The following is a 17,420-nucleotide window of genomic DNA, read 5'->3' on the forward strand; positions in this document are numbered from 1 at the left end:
CAGCCAATGAGCATGGACCGAGTGCAGTGCGTCGTGGTGGGTGCCGGGGTGGTCGGGCTGGCCTGCGCCCGTGCATTGGCGCAGGCTGGGCGCGAGGCGCTCCTGCTGGAGGCCGCAGACGCGATTGGGACCGGCACGAGTTCGCGCAACAGCGAGGTCATCCACGCCGGCATCTATTACCCGCCAGGGTCATTGAAGGGCCGCTTCTGTGTGCGCGGCAAGGTGTTGCTCTATGACTTCTGCGCCGCCCACGGCGTTTCGGCCCGACGGCTTGGCAAGCTGATCGTTGCCACGGATGAGGCGCAGGTGCCGCGCCTGAGCGCGCTCGTGGCCAACGCCGCTGCGCTGGGTGTGACGGACCTGGTTCATATCAGCGCCGAGCAGGCGCGGACCATGGAGCCAGCGCTGTCCTGCGTGGCGGCGGTGCACTCGCCCAGTTCGGGCATGGTGGACAGCCATGCTTACATGCTGGCACTGCAGGGAGAGTTCGAGCAGGCGGGCGGCATCACAGTGCTGCATGCCCGCGTGCAGCAGGTCGTTCAGGAAGAGCGCGGCTGGCGGATCGAGACCGAGGACGGCACTGCGCTTGCCTGCGACAGCTGGGTCAACTGTGGTGGGCTGCGCGCGCCACACCTGGCCCGGGCGGTGCAACTGCGCGATGCGCAGCAGCAGACCGCATGGCTGGCGCGGTTGCCGCAGCATCACTACGCCAAGGGCAACTACTTCGTGCTGGCCGGTCGCGCACCATTCTCTCGACTGGTGTATCCCTTGCCGCGGCCCGATGCGCTGGGTACGCACTTCAGTCTGGATCAAGGTGGTCAGGCACGTTTCGGGCCGGACATCGAGTGGCTGGATACCACCGACCCTGACGCGATCGACTATCGCGTGAACCCAGCGCGGCTGGATGACTTCTATGCCGACATTCGCCATTACTGGCCCGCACTACCCGAGGGTGCATTGCAGCCCGGCTACACCGGCGTACGCCCCAAGCTGCACGCACAGGGCGAGCCAGCAGCAGACTTTTTCATCGAAGGGCCTGACTCACATGGACTGCCGGGCTTCGTGAACTTGATGGGCATCGAGTCGCCGGGCTTGACCGCCAGCATGGCGATCGCTGAGCACGTCGAGGTGCTGCTGAGATGAGCAGCGCGTTCCCCGCTGGGGAGAACGTTCGCAGGCCGCATGTTCGGCGGCTTGCCGACCACGACGATCTGCACGCGTTGACTGCGCTGCTGCACCGAGCCTACGCCGCGTTGGCCGCGCGCGGCCTGAACTACACCGCAGTCGACCAGACGGTGGAGACCACGCGGCGTCGCATCGCCCAGGGTTGTTGCCTGGTGGCTGAAGTTGACGGGCGCGTGGTGGGTACGCTTCTCTACACACGCCGTATCACGTCCTGCGAGGCGGAGCTCTTCACCCGCGTCGCGTCAGTACATCAGTTTGCGGTGGATCCACCCTGGCAGGGTACTGGCATCGGTACTGCACTCATGGATGCGGCTGAAGTGCTGGCTATCAATGACGGCGAACTCGCATTGGCCCTGGATACGGCAGAGCAGGCCGAACACCTGATCGCGGCTTACGCACGCTGGGGGTTTGAACCTGCAGGCCACGTGCAGTGGCCTGGCAAGGTTTATCGCTCGGTGCTGATGCTCAAGCGGCTCGCCTCGGCCTGAAGGCCGATCTCCAGCGTGAACGCTGCGACCGCGCGTTCCAGCGCCTGGGCTTGTTCACGCAGTTCGGCGGCCGCCTTGTTGGATCGGGTCGCCACATGGCTGCCGCGCTGATTCGCTTGCGAGATCTGGGAGACCGCTGCTTCCACTGCGCTGGCATCGGCCCGCTGGGCTCGAGTCGCGTCTGCGATCTGGCCGGCCAGTGCACTGACCTTCTCGACGGCACTGACAACGTCGGTGATTGAGCGACCTGCCTGATCCACCAGGGCGGAGCCGGTGCGTACGCGGTTGACCGACTCATCGATCAGCTGCTTGACCTCGGTGGCCGCCTTGGCCGAGCGCTGTGCGAGTGTGCGAACCTCGCCGGCGACCACGGCGAAGCCGCGGCCTTGCTCGCCGGCGCGCGCCGCTTCCACCGCGGCATTCAGCGCCAGGATGTTGGTCTGGAAGGCAATGCCATCGATGACATTGACGATTTCGGCAATCCGCTTCGAGGACTCGTCGATCTCGTGCATGGTGCCGACCACCTGTCCAACAACGCTGCCGCCTTCGCTGGCCACGGTGCTGGCCTGGCGGGCCAGATTGCTGACCTGTGCAGTGCTCTCGCCACTGGAGTGCACCGCTGCCGTGATGCGCCGCGTCGATTCGTCAGAGGCTTGCACCGAGCGCGTCTGCTCCTGCGAGACGTCACTGAGTTCCGAGTTCACACTGTCGATCGCTTCCGCCGTGCGCACAATCTGCTGTGCCACATGGTTCACCTGCCCCACCACCCCGGCCAGACGGCTTTGCATCTCGGAGATCGACTCGAACAGATGACCGAACTCGTCACCTGGGCGCACCCAGATGTCGGACTGCAGATCACCCTTGGCGATGCGATCGGTCACGGTCCGTGCTCGACGCAGCGCGCCGCGCACCATGCGGGTCACTGAAATCGCAAGGCTCAACGCAATCGCCGAGGCGAGCACCGCAATGACCGCGATGATGAGCTTGTACGCCTTGGCTGTTTCACTGGCTTCGCGCGTTGCCTTGGCGGCCAGGGCTTGCTGGTACTCGCGCTGCTCGGCGATGGCCTTGACCATGGCGTCGCGCGCAGGGACAAGATCCGTCTTCAGCTGCTCAAAGGCGCCATCAATGTCACCAGACTGAATCTTGCCCGCCACTTGACCCGCCAGTTGCCAGAAGGCCACATCGGCGTTTCGAATTCTCTTGAAGCGTTCGCGCCCCTCGGTCGTCGTGATCTGGGATTCGAACGTTTCCAGCTTGCTGAGCATCTCTTTGCGGAACTCGCCGATGCGATTCATGGTTTCCGTGCGCTCTTCCGGCGTCTTGACCAGCATGGCATGCCGAGCCTCCAGCGAGATCCGGAACATCAGGATCTGCACCTCCGAGATGCGGTCGATCTGCGGGACGAGGCGTTCGGACACACGGGCTGCCGTGGCCTGGAGCTGAGAGAAGACGACAAAGGCGACAACAGCGACGGCGACGAGCGCAGTGAACATCAGCCCGAAGCTGGCAAAGAGCTTGTGGCTGACCTTGAGGCTGCTGCGAGTTTGCATGGTGACTCCTTGAAGGGGCCGGGTGTCCGAGATAGCTGCGCGGCACGACAGATCGCTGTCGCGACGGCTCACATGCGGTTCATCCGTACCGCGACGTGACTCTAGACAGCGGCCGGCTCGCATGAGCCATGGAGAAGCGCACGGTTTTCAGCCCAGACGCTGCATTTACGGGAAACCTCGCACCACTCGCGTCATGGTTATTGGCCTGGACCGCAACCATGCGCCGCATCGATAGACTGCGCATCCATGACGTAGTGCACAGGCGGTGCCGCACGAGCATCGCTCTGCCAGCAACCCCCGCAGAGGATGCCTTCCATGCCCACCTTCGACTGGCGCAACCCCTATCCCACCGAACGCAGCCCGGTCTTTGCCCGCAATGTGGTGGCCACCAGTCAGCCCCTGGCCGCGCAGGCCGGCCTCAAGCTGCTGGCGCAGGGTGGCAACGCCGTGGACGCGGCTGTGGGCGCCGCGGCGGTGATTGCACTGACCGAGCCCTGCAGCAACGGCCTGGGTAGCGACAACTTCGCCATCGTCTGGGACGGCACGCAACTGCATGGCCTGAACGCCAGCGGCACGGCACCGGCCGCCTGGTCGCTCGACTTCTTCAAGAAGAAGTACGGCGACGATCTTCCTGCCAAGCGCCCGGTGCGCGGCTGGGACACCATCACCGTGCCGGGCGCGGTGGCCGGCTGGGCGGCGCTGCATGGCAAGCTGGGCAAGCTGCCGTTTGCCGATGTCCTTGCGCCGGCCATCGAGTACGCCGAGCGCGGCTTTGCGTTGAGCCGCATCGTCGCCGAGAAGTGGGGCCTGGGCGCGCCGCTGCTCAAGGACCAGCCGGGCTTTGCCGAGCACTTCATGCCCCACGGCCGCGCGCCGCTGGTGGGTGAGCACTTCACGCTGCCGGGTGCCGCGCGCGCGCTCAAGCTGATCGCGCAGAGCAAGGGTGAGGCCTTCTACCGCGGCGAGATTGCCGCTGCCATTGCGGCCTATGCCCGCCAGACCGGCGGTTCACTGACCGAGGCCGATCTCGCCGCCTACAAGCCCGAGTGGGTCACGCCGATCGCGCAGGACTTTGCCGGCCACACCCTGCACGAGATTCCGCCCAACGGGCAGGGCATTGCGGCGCTGATCGCCCTGGGCATCCTGAACCATGTGGATCTGAACGGCGTGAAGGTGGATAGCGCAGACTGGCACCACCTGATGATCGAGGCGATGAAGCTTGCCTTTGCGGATGTCTATGCCTACGTGGCCGACCCCAAAGGGGGCATGCAGCTCACCCCGGAGCAAATGCTCGATGCGAAGTATCTAAAGACCCGCGCCGAGCTGATCAACCGCAGCACCGCCCAGGCCTTCATGCCGGGCAAGCCCGCAGGCGGCGGCACCATCTATCTGACGGCGGCCGATGAGCGCGGCATGATGGTCAGCTTCATTCAGAGCAACTACATGGGGTTTGGCAGCGGCGTGGTCGTGCCGGGTTGGGGGGTGTCCCTGCAGAACCGCGGCCACGCCTTTCACCTCGATGCCGCGCACCCCAACTGCGTGGCGCCGGGCAAGCGGCCCTTCCACACCATCATCCCGGCCTTCCTGACCCAGGGCGGGCAGCCGGTCATGAGCTTTGGCGTGATGGGCGGCAACATGCAGCCCCAGGGCCACATGCAGACACTCACTCGCATGCTGCTGGCCGGGCAGAACCCGCAGGCGGCCTGCGATGCACCGCGCTGGAAGTTCATGCAGGGCCTGGACATCGAGGTCGAGCACACCATGCCGGCGGCCGTGGTCAGCGAGCTGGTGGCGCGCGGCCACAAGATCACCCAGGCCAACGACAGCTACATGGACTTCGGCAGCGGCCAGTTCATCTGGCGCCTGGGCGACCCGGCGCGGGAGGGCTATGTAGCTGCGAGCGACAGCCGGCGCGACGGGCTCGCGGCAGGATTTTGAGCTGGCTGTGCCGCGGCTGGTTTGCGCGGCACGGTCTGGATCGACCTTGGCCGGCTACTGCCGCGGGGCATCGGCCGGCGGGAGATTGCCACGCCAGATCAACAGCAGGCAGGTCGTGAGCGCAGCCGCAAGGCCGATCACGACGTGCTCCAGCACCGCCGCTTGCGTGAGCGCCATCGCGTACAGCGCCATCACCCCCAGCACGCTCAGGTTTTCGCAGAAGTTCTGCACCGCAATACTCTGCCCGGCGTTGAGCAGCACGTAGCCGCGGTGCTGCAGAAGGGCGTTCATGGGCACCACGAACAGCCCGGCCGCCAGACCCATGACCGCGATGTGCACGGCGGTACCGATCGCCGAACCCGACAGCGGCAGGATCATCAGCAGCACAGGGCCGAGCAGCAGGCTCCAGGGCAGCAGGCGCTCGACACGCTCCAATACCAGCATTCGGCCGGCCAGCACGGCACCAGCGGCCACGCCCAAACCAAATCCGGCCTGTAGCAGTGCAGCGCTGTCCAGGCTCAAACCCAGTGAATGTCTGCCCCAGTCGAGTACGAGGAACTGCAGCACTGCACCCACGCCCCACAGCAGGGTGGTGCACAGCAGACTGATGCGCGCAAGCCGATCAGCCCAGAGGGCGGCCAGGGCAGCGGCAAAGACCCGGAGCGCTGGTCGTGTCGGGGCACCGTAGCGACGACCGGAGTCCGGCACGCGCAGGTTGAGCAGGGCCGATGCGCCGTAGAGCATGAGGGCGACGAACAGGCCCGGCAGCAGGGTGAGTCTGTCCTGCCCAGGCACCCGGTGCAGAGCGCCAAGCAACTCTTGGTTCACCAGAAACCCGCCGAGGACCGTGCCGAGGATCACGGCACCAATGGTCAGGCCCTCGAGCCAGGCGTTGGCGCGCACCAGCATGCGCGCTGGCATAAGTTCCGTGAGCAGGCCGTACTTGGCCGGCGAGTAGGCTGCGGCGCCGACGCCCACGACGCCGTAGGCCAGCAGCGGGTGCAGGCCGGCGATCAGCGCCATGCAGCCCGCGGCCTTCAGCAGATTGGCCGCGAACATCACCTCGCGCTTGGGTCGCCAGTCCGCCCAGCGGCCGACCCAGAAGGCCAGCGCCACATAGGCGAGGATGAAGGTGAACTTCAGCATTGGCGTCATCCAGGCGGGCGCCTGGGCCTGCTGTAGCAGGGCGATGGCCAGGATCAGCAGCGCGTGGTCAGCCAGCGCAGAGAGAAACTGGGTCGCCAGCAGCGTGGCTGCCGGGCGCATGGAGTCCGATTCCATGGAAGTGCCGGGTGGGCTGGTGGCTACGGCCTCGTGCTCTCGCTGGGGCTGCTCCGGACGCACGCGCGATCAGGCCCCGCTTGGCTGCTGCCGCATCAGGCGGCGGAGCGCAGGGCGCTGCGCTTGGGCAGGGTGTGCTGCATCTGTGCGAGCAGATCCCGCGCGACCTGCTGCCAGCTGGCGTTGCGCGCTAGGGCCGCCACCTCATTGCGGTCCAGCGTAAGCGCGGCGCGGCACGCGGCGGTCAGATCCTCGGACAGCACGCCGCCGCGCGGTGGCACGACGTCGATCGGGCCAGTGACCGGATAGGCCGCCACCGGCGTGCCGCAGGCCATCGCTTCGAGCAGCACAAGTCCGAAGGTGTCGGTACGGCTGGGGAAAACGAACACATCCGCAGCGCGGTACAGCGGCGCCAGTTGTGCGTGGTTCACCATGCCTAACCAATGCACCCGCGGGTACTGTCGCTGCAGGCGCGCGCGGGCCGGGCCGTCGCCCACCACCACCTTGCTGCCGGGCAGATCCAACTCGCAGAAGGCTTCCAGATTCTTTTCCACGGCGACGCGGCCGATGTTCATGAAGATCGGCCGCGGCAGATCGAGCGCGTCGCGTGCGCCAGGCTGGAACACGTCCTGATCCACACCACGGCCCCAGACCTGTGCCTGCGCGAAGCCCCAGCCGCGCAACTCGTCAACCATGGCCTTAGTGGGTGCGAGCACGGCGCGAGAAGGACGATGGAAACGGCGCATCAGCGTGTAGGTCCAAGCCAGCGGGATGCGCACCCGGGCGTGCACGTACTCCGGAAACTTGGTGTGGTAGCTGGTGGTGAATTGCCAGCCGCGCGCCAGCGCGTGGCGCCGTGCGGCCAGACCCAGCGGTCCTTCGGTGGCGATGTGCAGGCGGTCCGGCGCTTCGGCCAGCGCTGCGCGGATGATGCGCCCCGGCTCGGTGGACAGGCGAATCTCCGGATAGCTGGGCATGCCGATCGTGCGGTGGCCATTGGGGTGCACGATCTGCACCTCATGGCCCAAGCGGCCGAGCTCGCGCTGCATGTAGGTCCAGGTGAAGACCACGCCGTTGGTCTGCGGATGCCAGGCATCCGTGACGATCACGATCCGCATTGACTGCCCTCCGTGCTCAGCCGGCGCGGAGCGCGGGCTAACTCATGAGCAGACCACAGCATTGTGACGTCCAATCACGCGCCAGCACGCCCCGAGCATGCTGTGGGCGGTGTGCCACAGCGAGACTGGCGTCATGCCTTGTGTATTCGGTCTGTCATGCAGGCCGCCTAGGGTGCGCGCAGTGCGAGCATCTCCTTGGAGGCCAGCCATGCGAATCGCGGTCATCGGTACGGGCTATGTGGGGCTGGTCACGGCCGCCTGTCTTGCGCAGGCGGGGCATGAAGTCCTGGCGATTGACCGCGACGCGATGCGGGTGCAGATGCTGCACGACGGCCAGGTGCCGTTCTATGAGCCCGGGCTGGCCGGCCTCGTGCAACAGGGCGTGGGTCAGGGTCGCCTGCGATTCGAGACAGCGATGGCGGCCGTGAGCATGGCCCAACTCGCATTCATCTGCGTGGGTACGCCGCCGCGGCCCGATGGTGCGGCCGATATGCACCAGCTCTTCGATGCGGCACGCGAACTGGCGGCCTGGATGGCGCCCGACTGCCTCGTGGTGCAGAAGTCCACGGCGCCCATCGGGACCGCAGACCGCGTAGCGGCGGCCGTCCAGGATGGATTGGCGCAGCGCGGTCTGGCGCGTGAGCAGCAGCGCGTGCGCGTAGCCGCCAACCCGGAGTTTCTGCGCGAGGGCACCGCAGTGCGCGACTTCGGCGAACCCGATCGGGTTGTGATCGGCGTCGAGCATGTGGACGATGCCCGCCTGCTGCGCGAGCTGTACCGGCCCTTTGTGAGCCAGGCGACACAGCTCCTGGTCATGGACCGTCGCAGCGCTGAACTGGCCAAGTACGGTGCCAACTCGATGCTTGCTGCACGTGTGGCGCTGATCAACGAGCTGGCGCGCATCGCACAGGCCACCGGCGCCGACATCGAGCAGGTGCGCGCCGTGCTTGGCAGCGATCCGCGCATCGGGCCGCAGTTTCTGGCTGCGGGCTGCGGCTATGGCGGCTCCTGCTTCCCAAAGGATGTGCAGGCGCTGGGCGTACTGGCCGACTGCCTTGGTGTGGACGTGCCGATGCTGCACGCCATAAACGGCAGCAACGAGTTGCACAAGCGCCATCTGGTCGAGCGCCTGAGCCAGGCGCTGGGCGGGCTGGCTGGACGCACCGTGGCCATCTGGGGCCTGTCCTTCAAGCCGGAGACCGATGATCTGCGCGAGGCGCCCTCACGCACGGTGATCGATCTGGTGGTCGAGCGGGGCGCCTGCGTGCAGGCCTTCGACCCCGCCGCCATGCAGGCTGCTGCGCGGGTGTGGGCCGATGTGCCGCAGGTGCGCCTGTGTGAATCGCCGATGCATGCCGCGCGCGATGCGGATGCACTGGTCTTGTTGACCGAGTGGGCACACTTTCGGGAGCCAGACTTCGCGGCGCTCGCGCGCAGCCTGCGCGGCCATCTGGTGCTCGATGGCCGCAACCTCTGGCGCGCTGCCCAGGTGCAGGCCGCCGGGCTGCGCTATCTGGGTGTGGGCCGGCCAGGCAGCGAGGCTCTTGCGCCCGTGAGTGCGGGCTCAGCCGTCCCGGCTGCAGATGGCCGGCCAGTGCTGCTGGCGCTCTGAGTGCAGGCGCTGCGGGCAAACCCGCAGAATACGGACGATCAAGCTGCAACGCCGCGCACCGATAATCGGGACACCACAAAACAGTTGTGAACCCGGGGTTGAAGTCCGGCCGCGCGCAACGACCTCGCCTTCATGTCCCGAAAGCCGAACTGGTTCGACAAGCACCTGCCCAGCAAGGAAGAGCTGGCCGCCCACAAGTGGCTGCGGCCCTGGGCGGAGCGCATCGTCCACCCCTCGCTGTGGCACATCAACCGCCGCAGCGTGTCGCGCGGCGCGGCGCTGGGCATGTTCTTCGCGCTGCTCACGCCCATCGGGCAGATCTTCTTTGCAGCCCTCGCTTCGCTCTACATGCGCGGCAATGTGCCCATTGCGGCGGCCACCACATTCATCACCAATCCGCTCACCCTCGCCCCGGTGCTGTATTGCGAATACGCCATCGGCTCGCTGCTGCTGGGCCGGCCGGTGAGCCTGCCCAGCCTGCCGGAGAATGAGCACTGGTTCTGGGGTGCGATCCAGACGGTGCAGTACCTGGGTCTGCCACTCGTGCTGGGCATCGTGGTGCTGTCGGTGATTGCCGGCATCGTCACCTACTTCGGCATCGAGGCGGTCTGGCGCTGGCGCTCCACGCGCAAGTGGCGCAGCCGCCGGGCGCAACGCGCGCGGGTCTGAAGAAGTCGCTCCGGCCGAATCTGGCCGAAAGTGGACGGCCGATACGTCCGATCATGACGCATCAGCCCGAAAATCCAGCGTCAGACACCCCAAGACCCGCGCCACACAAGCGGCGAGCGGGCCATCCCCGGGCGACGGATTTCATGGCTGAAAACAGCGTATCGACATGGCCGAAACTGCGAGCCGCGCAGCGGCCCCGACTCTCGCGCGCTGCCGGTCGGTCGCCGCTCAGCTGACCTTCAGGCCAATCAGCGCCGGGTTGGCCGGCGGCGCCTTGAGCTTCATGGCCTTCAGGCGCTCGACCAGCAGCTCGCCGATCATGAGGTTGCGATGCAGCTTGTCGTCGGCCGGGATCACGTACCAGGGCGCGTGCTTGGTGGAGGTGGCGCGCAGCAGGCGCTCGTAGGCCTTCTGGTAGGCGTCCCACTGCTTGCGGGCGTCCAGGTCGCCCAATGCGAACTTCCAGTTCTTGGCCGGGTCGTCGATGCGCTGCTGCAGCCGGCGGCGCTGCTCGGCCTTGCTGATGTGCAGCATGCACTTGATCAGCACGGTGTGCGTGTCGGTCAGCAGTTGCTCGAAGTGGTTGATGTGCGTGTAGCGCCGCTCGGTCTCCTCGCGGTCGATCCAGCCTTCCACGGTCGGCACCAGCACGTCCTCGTAGTGGCTGCGGTTCCAGACGGCCAGCTCGCCGGCACGCGGCACCACGGCGTGGCACCGCCACAGAAAGTCACGTGCGCGCTCCTCCTCGGTCGGCGCCTTGAAGGCATGCACCCGCACGCCGAGTGGCGAGGTGCGGCCGAACACCCAGCGGATGGTGCCGTCCTTGCCGCTGGTGTCCATGCCTTGCAGCACGAGCAGCACGCGCCGCCCGCCATTGGCGTGCAGGAGGTCCTGCAATTCGTCCAGGCGGGCAGCCAGGGCGTCGAGCCGGCCCTTCTGCTCGGCCTCGCTGCCTTTTGAAAAGGGCGTGGCGGCCGGGTCGATGCTGTTCAAGCGGAAGCGCTTGCCGGGCACAAAGTCGTCAAAGCGGGGCATGGATCAGGCCTCGGGGTGGGGCGGCGGGCTTCAAGCCTATTGCGGGCTTGCGGCAGCGGCAATGCGTGCTGCGCGATCCGGGGTGCAGACAGCACCAACGACGGGCTGATCCCACCCGCTTCATGTGCCCTCGGCATCGCCCTATGCAATTGCAGCATTGATGCCGAAAAAACAGGGTATGGAGGGGTCTAAAGCCTTGATTTCCAGGGAAAAATGCCCAGTTATTGCAATGCAACAAAACTGCCGTGCTGCTGTCATGTGCAGCCTGCAAACTGCCTGCACACAGTGGATCTGTTGCTGTGCATAAAACGGGGCGACCACGACATCCGTCGCGACCCACAAGGTCGGTCAGCCTCCAGACAACAAAAGGACATCCTCCATGTTTCGCTCCAACGCCGCTTCCCAACCTGCCTTCAGTGCAGCCTTCAACCCGCGCTCGGACCTTGATGGTCTGGCCACCAAGCTGCTCGCCGGTCTGCTGCTCGTCGTGGTGCCGCTGATGGCCGTGTATTCGCTGGCCGATCGCCACGCGCCGGAATCCGTCGTGCAGCTGGATCGCGTCGTGATCACGGCCGACCGCATCGACACCGCCCAGGCACCGCTGCCCGCCCCCCGCGGCGACCGCAGCTAAGGCCGCTGCGCCGGGCATCGGCGCGAAGTCGTCTTCCGAGGTCGCCGTCCGAAGTCGCTGCCTGCCCCCGGTTTGATCCCCCAGCCGGCCAGCCCGGGGGTGCTGCGTCGTAGCTGCCCGGTTGCTACTGGTTCACGCATCGCGTCGCCACGGCACCCAGCACTTCGCCATTGGCAGCCTCCACCCAGCCCACCATGCGGATCCGGTCCACGTCGGCGTCCGCCGGGATGGACAGCGCGTGCACATGGGCCATGCGTTCGCGCGTGACCTTCAGCGGGCCGATCACCTCGCGCACCACGTGGTCGTGCTTCAGCACGGCGCCGCGGTTCTCGCCGGCGTTCGGCTTCGATTCCAGCCCGTCTTCCACCAGTGCCACCCAGGCCTGGGCACCGTTGGTGCCCGCATGTGCGGCCGCACCGGCCTTGTCCGTGGCCTGCACCACCAGCTCCACGCCCACGTAGCCGTTGATGGCCATGCCGCGGCCAATGGCCATCCACACAGTGCTGGGCTGTGCGTTCACTTCCTTGATGCGGGCCGCCACCCGGCTGTCGTCTGCCCAGCGCACGGTCTTGCTGCTGGCCAGCAGCTGCGGCGTGTAAACCACACGGTCGCCCTGCGCCTGCACCTGGGCGCGCTGCCGGGCTGTGGCGTCGGCGCGCGCGAAGCGGTCCTTCCAGCCCAGGCGGTCCCAGTAGTCCACATGCCAGGCCAGGGGGATGGCGGCGTCCGTGGGTTTGAGCGTGGCCAGCCAGGCGTCCGCCGGCGGGCAGCTGTCGCAGCCTTCGCTGGTGTAGAGCTCCAGCAGGGCGGTGCGGCGTGCGCCGGTCTCGTTGCGGCAGGCCGCCTGCAGGTTGGGTTTTTCGGCCGGCTTGGCGGCGGGCTTGGGTGCCGTGGCCTGCGCCAAGGGCACGGCGGCCGCCCACATCAGCCCAAGCAGAACAAGATGGCGCGCAGGCAGCCTGCTGATCAGGGCAGTACGCGAAGCAATCCGGGAGAACATGGGGCGCCCCTCAACAGGTGTTGGAACACAATAGTCGCCGCCGGGCGGGCTGCCTTACAAGCACGCTGCAGCCGCTTGCGCCCTCCGCAGACCAACAACATCACTCAGACACCCGACCATGAACGCACCCGCCAAGACCTACGACCCAGTTACCCCCGCCACCACCGCCTTCCTGGGCCTGGGCGTCATGGGCTACCCCATGGCCGGCCACATGCAGCGCGCCGGTCATGCCGTCACGGTCTACAACCGCACGGCCGCCAAGGCGGCGGCCTGGGCGGCGGAATATGGTGGCAGTACAGCCGCCACCCCGAAGGCCGCAGCTGCGGGCAAGCAGTACGTCATGGCCTGTGTGGGCAATGACGACGACCTGCGTGGCATCTGCCTCGGTGAAGAGGGTGCCTTTGCGGGCATGGCCGCGGGCAGCACATTCATCGACCACACCACGGCTAGCGCCGAGGTGGCGCGCGAACTCGCGGCCGAAGCCGCCAAGCGCGGCATCCAGTTCATCGACGCACCGGTCTCCGGCGGCCAGGCGGGCGCCGTGAACGGCCTGCTCACCGTCATGTGCGGCGGCGATCAGGCAGCCTTTGACGCCGCCAAGCCGGTCGTCATGGCCTATGCCAAGGCCTGCACCCTGCTCGGGCCGGCCGGCGCCGGGCAACTGGCCAAGATGGTGAATCAGATCTGCATCGCCGGGCTGGTGCAGGGCCTCTCCGAGGCCATCAACTTCGGCCAGAACGCCGGGCTGGACATGAAGCAGGTGCTTGAAGTCATCGGCAAGGGCGCCGCGCAGAGCTGGCAGATGGACAACCGCGGCAAGACCATGGTCGAGGACAAGTTCGACTTCGGCTTCGCCGTGGACTGGATGCGCAAGGACCTGGGCCTCGTCATGGCCGAGGCGCGCAAGAACGGCAGCCCCGTGCCCGTGACGGCCCTGGTCGATCAGTTCTATGCCGACGTGCAGCGCATGGGCGGCGGGCGCTGGGATACCTCCAGCCTGATCCGCCGCCTGCGCAAGTAAGCCGGCAGACTGCACGAAGCCCGCATCGCGCGGGCAAGATCGGCTCCGGGTGCGGTTCTTCAGGCCAAAGTGGCCGAAGAACCGCACCAGACAAGCGAGAAGCGGTACTAATCAGCGCCGTTTTGCTCAGCGCTGCGCTGCCAGCTGCGGCATGGGCGGCGCAGCCAGCGCTGGCACCAGAAAGCTCACAAAGCGGTCCACGGCTGCGTCCCAGCCGAAGGCCTCGGCAAAGCGCCGCACGCCTTCGCGGTCCAGCTTCAGTGCGGCCATTGCGGCCTCGCGCAGGTTCTCGCGCATCACGCCGCCGGGGCCGTCGGGCTGACCGAGCATCACGTCCATGGGGCCGGGCACGGGGTAGGCGGCCACCGGGGTGCCGCAGGCCATGGCTTCGAGCATCACCAGGCCGAAGGTGTCGGCCTTGCTCGGAAACACCATCACGTCCGCGCTGGCGTACACAGCAGCGAGTTCACGCTTGGGCAGGATGCCGAGCCAATTCACGTCCGGGTACTTGCGGCGCAGCGAGGCTTCCAGCGGCCCCACGCCGCAGACCCACTTGCTGCCGGGCAGGTCGGTTTCCAGAAAGGCCTGGATGTTCTTCTCGTAGCTCACGCGGCCCACGTACAGGAAGCGCGGCGCGTCGGTGGGCAGGCGGTCGCGCGCGGGGCAGGCGTCCGGGTGGAAGAGCTGGGTGTCCACGCCATGGGTCCATTCGCGCAGGTTGGCAAAGCCGCGCTGCCGCAGCTCGCCCAGCACCACGGGGGTGGGCACCATCACGCCGGAGGACGCACCGTGAAAGTGGCGGAACAGCGCATAGCCCAGCCACAGGGGCACGCCCACGGCGGCCTTCAGGATGTCCGGGAACTTGGTGTGGAAGGCGGTCGTGAACTGCAGGCCGCGCTTGAGGCAATAGCGCCGCGCCGCCCAGCCCAGCGGGCCTTCGGTGGCGACGTGGATCACCTGCGGGTCGCTGGCGTCCATGAGCTGCTCGAAGCGCGCGCGCTTGACCTTGGCCAGTTCAATCTCCGGGTAGCCGGGGCAGGGGCGGCGGTCGAACTGCTGCGGCGTGATCCAGTGCACGCTGTGGCCGCGCTGCTTGAGGCCCGCGTCGAGCGCCAGCAGGGTGGTGACCACGCCATTGACCTGGGGCAGCCAGGCATCGGTGACGATGGTGATCCTCATGAATGTCTCCTGCGCGCTTGCCTCCAGTGGGGTGGCGCCGTGTGTTTTTCTTGTGGGGTGGATCGACGAATCGTCGATCAGGGCGCCGGCGCTCAAGCCTGCACCGGCTCGGGGCTGGGTTCAGCTTGCGGCTGGGGCTGCGTTGGCATGTTCGCGGGCCGGCTCAGTGCCGGCTGCAAGGCGGCGTTCAATGCCGACTCGCGCTCACGCATCACCTGGCCCCAGTCGATGATCTCCAGGCGGCCGTCGGCGTGCTCCACGAGGGCGGTCAGGCTCTCGACCCAGTCGCCGTCGTTGCAGTAGAGCGTCCCGTCGATCTCGCGGATCTCGGCGGCGTGGATGTGGCCGCAGACCACGCCGTCCAGCCCGCGGTGCCGCGCCTCGAAGGCCACGGCGCGCTCGAAGTCCGTCACGTAGTTCACCGCGCGCTTGACCTTGTGCTTGAGGTACTTGGACACGCTCCAGTAGGGCATGCCCAACTTGGCGCGGGCGTTGTTCAGGATGCGGTTGAGCTTGAGCGTGAACTCGTACAGCCAGTCGCCCACGTAGGCCAGCCAGCGGGCGCACTGCACCACGCCGTCGAACAGGTCGCCGTGCGTGATCCACAGGCGCTTGCCGTCGGCCGTGTGGTGGATGGCCTCCTCGGCCACCTCGATGCCGCCGAAGTGCAGGCCGACGAACTGGCGCGCGGCTTCGTCGTGGTTCCCGGGCACGAAGATCACGCGCGTGCCCTTGCGCGCCTTGCGCAGCACCTTCTGCACCACGTCGTTGTGCGCCTGGGGCCAGAACCAGCGGCGCTTCAGCGCCCAGCCATCGACGATGTCGCCCACCAGATAGAGCGCGTCGCTCTCGGTGTGCTTGAGAAAGTCCAGCAGGTGCTTGGCCTGACAGCCGGGCGTGCCGAGGTGGATGTCGGAGATCCAGATCGCGCGCCAGCGGTGGGAGGTGTCGCCATCGCCTTCGATGCGCGGGCTGTTGCGCTGATCGCTGCGCTCCGGCGCCGTTGGGGCGGCGGCGTGGGCTTCATCGGCCAGTTGGCGCAGCAGGCCGGCGGCGTTCATGGAAGCCGGTAGCGTCGGCTGGCTTTGGGGTGCTTGAGCGGGGAGCATCATGCCCAGACAGTGTGGGCAAACTCTGTGTCAGCGCGGAGGCAGTGCGGTGTCAGTTGGATGAATTTTGAGCACCTGATCTGAGATCTCGCGGCAGGTGTCGCGACGCATCCGGCGTTTGATGCAGCGCCTCGCTGCAGGCCCAATCACTCTGCACGGGCCGTAGTCATTCAAAAAATTTGAACTAAGGAATCAGCCGGGATCCGCTTGAGACATGCGGACACTGCACCTATTCTTCGCCCCATCGGTCGGAACAGAACGGTTCATTCGTTCAATTTGAACGATCAAGCACGCACAATCAGACTCGACATGAGCGCCTCTCCTTCCTTCTCAAGCAGCCCGCGCTACACCGGCGTAGCCATGGCCCTGCACTGGATTGCCGCGGTCGGCATCCTGGCGGCGCTGGCCATGGGCATCTACATGGTGGACCTGCAGCTGTCGCCTTCGAAGATCAAGCTCTTCAACTGGCACAAGTGGCTGGGCATGACGCTACTGGCCCTGGCGGCGCTGCGCCTGTTGTGGCGCCTGTTCAACCCGCCGCCGCCCATGCCGGCCAGCATGCCCGCATGGCAGCGCGGTGTGGCGCACGGCGTGCACTGGGCGCTTTATGCGCTGTTCTTCGCCATCCCGCTCGTGGGCTGGGCCTACAGCAGCGCGGCAGGCTTTCCGATCGTGTGGTTTGGCGTGCTGCCGCTGCCGGACTGGGTGCCCAAGGACCTGGCCCTGGCCGAGCTGCTCAAGCCGATCCACAAGTGGCTGGCCTACGGCCTCGCAGCGCTCATTGCGGCCCACATTCTGGCGGTGTTCAAGCACATGCTGATGGACGATGATGATCTGCTGCTGCGAATGATTCCCGGCCGCAGCCGCTGATCCTCACAACCGACAACCACCCTCCGGACTCAAGACCATGAACGCCAACGCGCTCTCCTCCACCACCTTTGGCTTGCGCATCACGCGCCTGGCCGTCTCCGGCCTGCTGCTGGCCACCGCCGTCTTCGCCACCGCGGCCCAGGCCCAGCAGCGCCTGCTGCCCCAGCAAAGCGAGGTGTCCTTCACCAGCCGCCAGATGGGCGTGCCGGTGGATGGCAGGTTCACGCGTTTTGCCGCGCCGGTGATGGACTTCAACCCGAAGAACCCGGCCGCCAGCAAGATGAGCATCACGGTGGACCTGGCGAGCGTCTCGATCGGCACAAAGGAAACGGAGGCCGAACTCGCCAAGCCCGGCTGGTTCGACACCTCCAGGTTCCCGCAGGCCACCTTCACCGCCACCGGTGTCAAGGCCCTGGGCGGCAACCGCTTTGAAGTCACAGGCAACCTCGCCATCAAGGGCGCCAGCCGGCCGATCACGATGCCGGTAACGCTCACGCAGGCGGGGGACGTGACCACCGCCAGCGGCAGCTTCCTGCTCAGGCGCCTGGACTTCAAGATCGGCGACGGCGAGTGGAATGACCCCTCGCTCGTGGCCAATGACGTTGTGGTGCGCGTGCGCTTTGCGCTGTCGGGCGTGCCCAAGCTCTAAGCCCAGCTTTTCCTGCGGTGCAGCGCCTGCGGGTCGCTGCGGCCGCGTTCTTGCCTCAACCCACCCGCGCCATGCTTTCTCG

Annotated in this window: 16 protein-coding genes; 9 read left to right on the top strand and 7 right to left on the bottom strand. The window is 66.9% G+C overall.

Annotated elements, in window-relative coordinates:
- Positions 1–12: 12 nt before the first annotated feature.
- Both ACMDW7_RS04895 and ACMDW7_RS04900 read left to right on the top strand, forming a co-directional pair.
- Entirely contained in the window at positions 13–1,143 is a 1,131-nt protein-coding gene (locus tag ACMDW7_RS04895) for an NAD(P)/FAD-dependent oxidoreductase (RefSeq protein ID WP_377300374.1), read from the top strand.
- Positions 1,140–1,673, top strand: coding sequence for a GNAT family N-acetyltransferase (locus tag ACMDW7_RS04900; RefSeq protein WP_377300364.1), 534 nt, complete (start codon positions 1,140–1,142; stop codon positions 1,671–1,673). Before ACMDW7_RS04895 ends, ACMDW7_RS04900 begins: the two co-directional genes overlap by 4 nt.
- Here the strand turns inward: ACMDW7_RS04900 and ACMDW7_RS04905 are convergent.
- On the bottom strand, positions 1,631–3,349 hold the full coding sequence (locus tag ACMDW7_RS04905; protein ID WP_414859615.1) for a methyl-accepting chemotaxis protein: 1,719 nt from the start codon (positions 3,347–3,349) through the stop codon (positions 1,631–1,633). The two genes, ACMDW7_RS04900 and ACMDW7_RS04905, sit on opposite strands and share 43 nt — an antisense overlap.
- A gap of 192 nt (positions 3,350–3,541) precedes the next feature.
- Between ACMDW7_RS04905 and ACMDW7_RS04910 the strand changes: the two genes are divergently transcribed.
- Complete coding sequence (locus tag ACMDW7_RS04910; RefSeq protein WP_377300362.1) at positions 3,542–5,164, top strand: gamma-glutamyltransferase family protein; 1,623 nt, start codon at positions 3,542–3,544, stop codon at positions 5,162–5,164.
- 54 nt (positions 5,165–5,218) lie between these two features.
- On the opposite strand, the gene lplT is transcribed toward ACMDW7_RS04910, so the two are convergent.
- Positions 5,219–6,445: a lysophospholipid transporter LplT gene (gene lplT / locus ACMDW7_RS04915; protein WP_377300361.1), complete on the bottom strand. Its 1,227-nt coding sequence runs from the start codon at positions 6,443–6,445 to the stop codon at positions 5,219–5,221.
- Positions 6,446–6,540: 95 nt separating this feature from the next.
- On the bottom strand, positions 6,541–7,563 hold the full coding sequence (locus ACMDW7_RS04920) for a glycosyltransferase family 4 protein (RefSeq protein ID WP_377300360.1): 1,023 nt from the start codon (positions 7,561–7,563) through the stop codon (positions 6,541–6,543).
- Positions 7,564–7,771: 208 nt separating this feature from the next.
- Between ACMDW7_RS04920 and ACMDW7_RS04925 the strand changes: the two genes are divergently transcribed.
- Positions 7,772–9,175 (top strand): UDP-glucose dehydrogenase family protein, encoded by a 1,404-nt coding sequence (locus ACMDW7_RS04925; protein WP_377300359.1) that lies wholly within the window; start codon positions 7,772–7,774, stop codon positions 9,173–9,175.
- A gap of 132 nt (positions 9,176–9,307) precedes the next feature.
- Complete coding sequence (locus tag ACMDW7_RS04930) at positions 9,308–9,844, top strand: DUF2062 domain-containing protein (protein WP_377300358.1); 537 nt, start codon at positions 9,308–9,310, stop codon at positions 9,842–9,844.
- A gap of 228 nt (positions 9,845–10,072) precedes the next feature.
- Here ACMDW7_RS04930 and ACMDW7_RS04935 read toward each other — a convergent pair whose 3' ends face one another.
- Positions 10,073–10,879, bottom strand: coding sequence for a PPK2 family polyphosphate kinase (locus ACMDW7_RS04935; protein WP_377300357.1), 807 nt, complete (start codon positions 10,877–10,879; stop codon positions 10,073–10,075).
- A 379-nt stretch (positions 10,880–11,258) separates the two neighbouring features.
- On the opposite strand from ACMDW7_RS04935, the gene ACMDW7_RS04940 reads away from it, so the two are divergent.
- The gene (locus ACMDW7_RS04940; protein WP_377300356.1) at positions 11,259–11,510 is read left to right on the top strand and encodes a hypothetical protein; all 252 of its coding nucleotides are present in this window, start codon (positions 11,259–11,261) and stop codon (positions 11,508–11,510) included.
- 124 nt (positions 11,511–11,634) lie between these two features.
- Here ACMDW7_RS04940 and ACMDW7_RS04945 read toward each other — a convergent pair whose 3' ends face one another.
- Positions 11,635–12,510, bottom strand: coding sequence for a DUF1223 domain-containing protein (locus tag ACMDW7_RS04945; RefSeq protein WP_377300355.1), 876 nt, complete (start codon positions 12,508–12,510; stop codon positions 11,635–11,637).
- Positions 12,511–12,628: 118 nt separating this feature from the next.
- Between ACMDW7_RS04945 and ACMDW7_RS04950 the strand changes: the two genes are divergently transcribed.
- Positions 12,629–13,531 (top strand): NAD(P)-dependent oxidoreductase, encoded by a 903-nt coding sequence (locus ACMDW7_RS04950; RefSeq protein ID WP_377300354.1) that lies wholly within the window; start codon positions 12,629–12,631, stop codon positions 13,529–13,531.
- A gap of 126 nt (positions 13,532–13,657) precedes the next feature.
- On the opposite strand, the gene ACMDW7_RS04955 is transcribed toward ACMDW7_RS04950, so the two are convergent.
- Together ACMDW7_RS04955 and ACMDW7_RS04960 are read right to left on the bottom strand one after the other, a co-directional pair.
- The gene (locus ACMDW7_RS04955) at positions 13,658–14,710 is read right to left on the bottom strand and encodes a glycosyltransferase family 4 protein (RefSeq protein WP_377300353.1); all 1,053 of its coding nucleotides are present in this window, start codon (positions 14,708–14,710) and stop codon (positions 13,658–13,660) included.
- 92 nt (positions 14,711–14,802) lie between these two features.
- Positions 14,803–15,771 carry a UDP-2,3-diacylglucosamine diphosphatase gene (locus ACMDW7_RS04960; protein WP_414859616.1) on the bottom strand — a complete coding sequence of 323 codons (969 nt, stop codon included), beginning with the start codon at positions 15,769–15,771 and terminating at the stop codon, positions 14,803–14,805.
- Between the two features lie 357 nt (positions 15,772–16,128).
- Between ACMDW7_RS04960 and ACMDW7_RS04965 the strand changes: the two genes are divergently transcribed.
- Positions 16,129–16,689: a cytochrome b gene (locus ACMDW7_RS04965; RefSeq protein WP_377300351.1), complete on the top strand. Its 561-nt coding sequence runs from the start codon at positions 16,129–16,131 to the stop codon at positions 16,687–16,689.
- Between the two features lie 37 nt (positions 16,690–16,726).
- A complete protein-coding gene (locus tag ACMDW7_RS04970; RefSeq protein WP_377300350.1) occupies positions 16,727–17,338 on the top strand; it encodes a YceI family protein in 612 nt (203 codons plus the stop codon).
- Positions 17,339–17,420: the final 82 nt, after the last annotated feature.

Source organism: Piscinibacterium candidicorallinum, from assembly GCF_047549485.1.
Taxonomy (GTDB): Bacteria; Pseudomonadota; Gammaproteobacteria; order Burkholderiales; family Burkholderiaceae_C; genus Piscinibacterium; species Piscinibacterium candidicorallinum.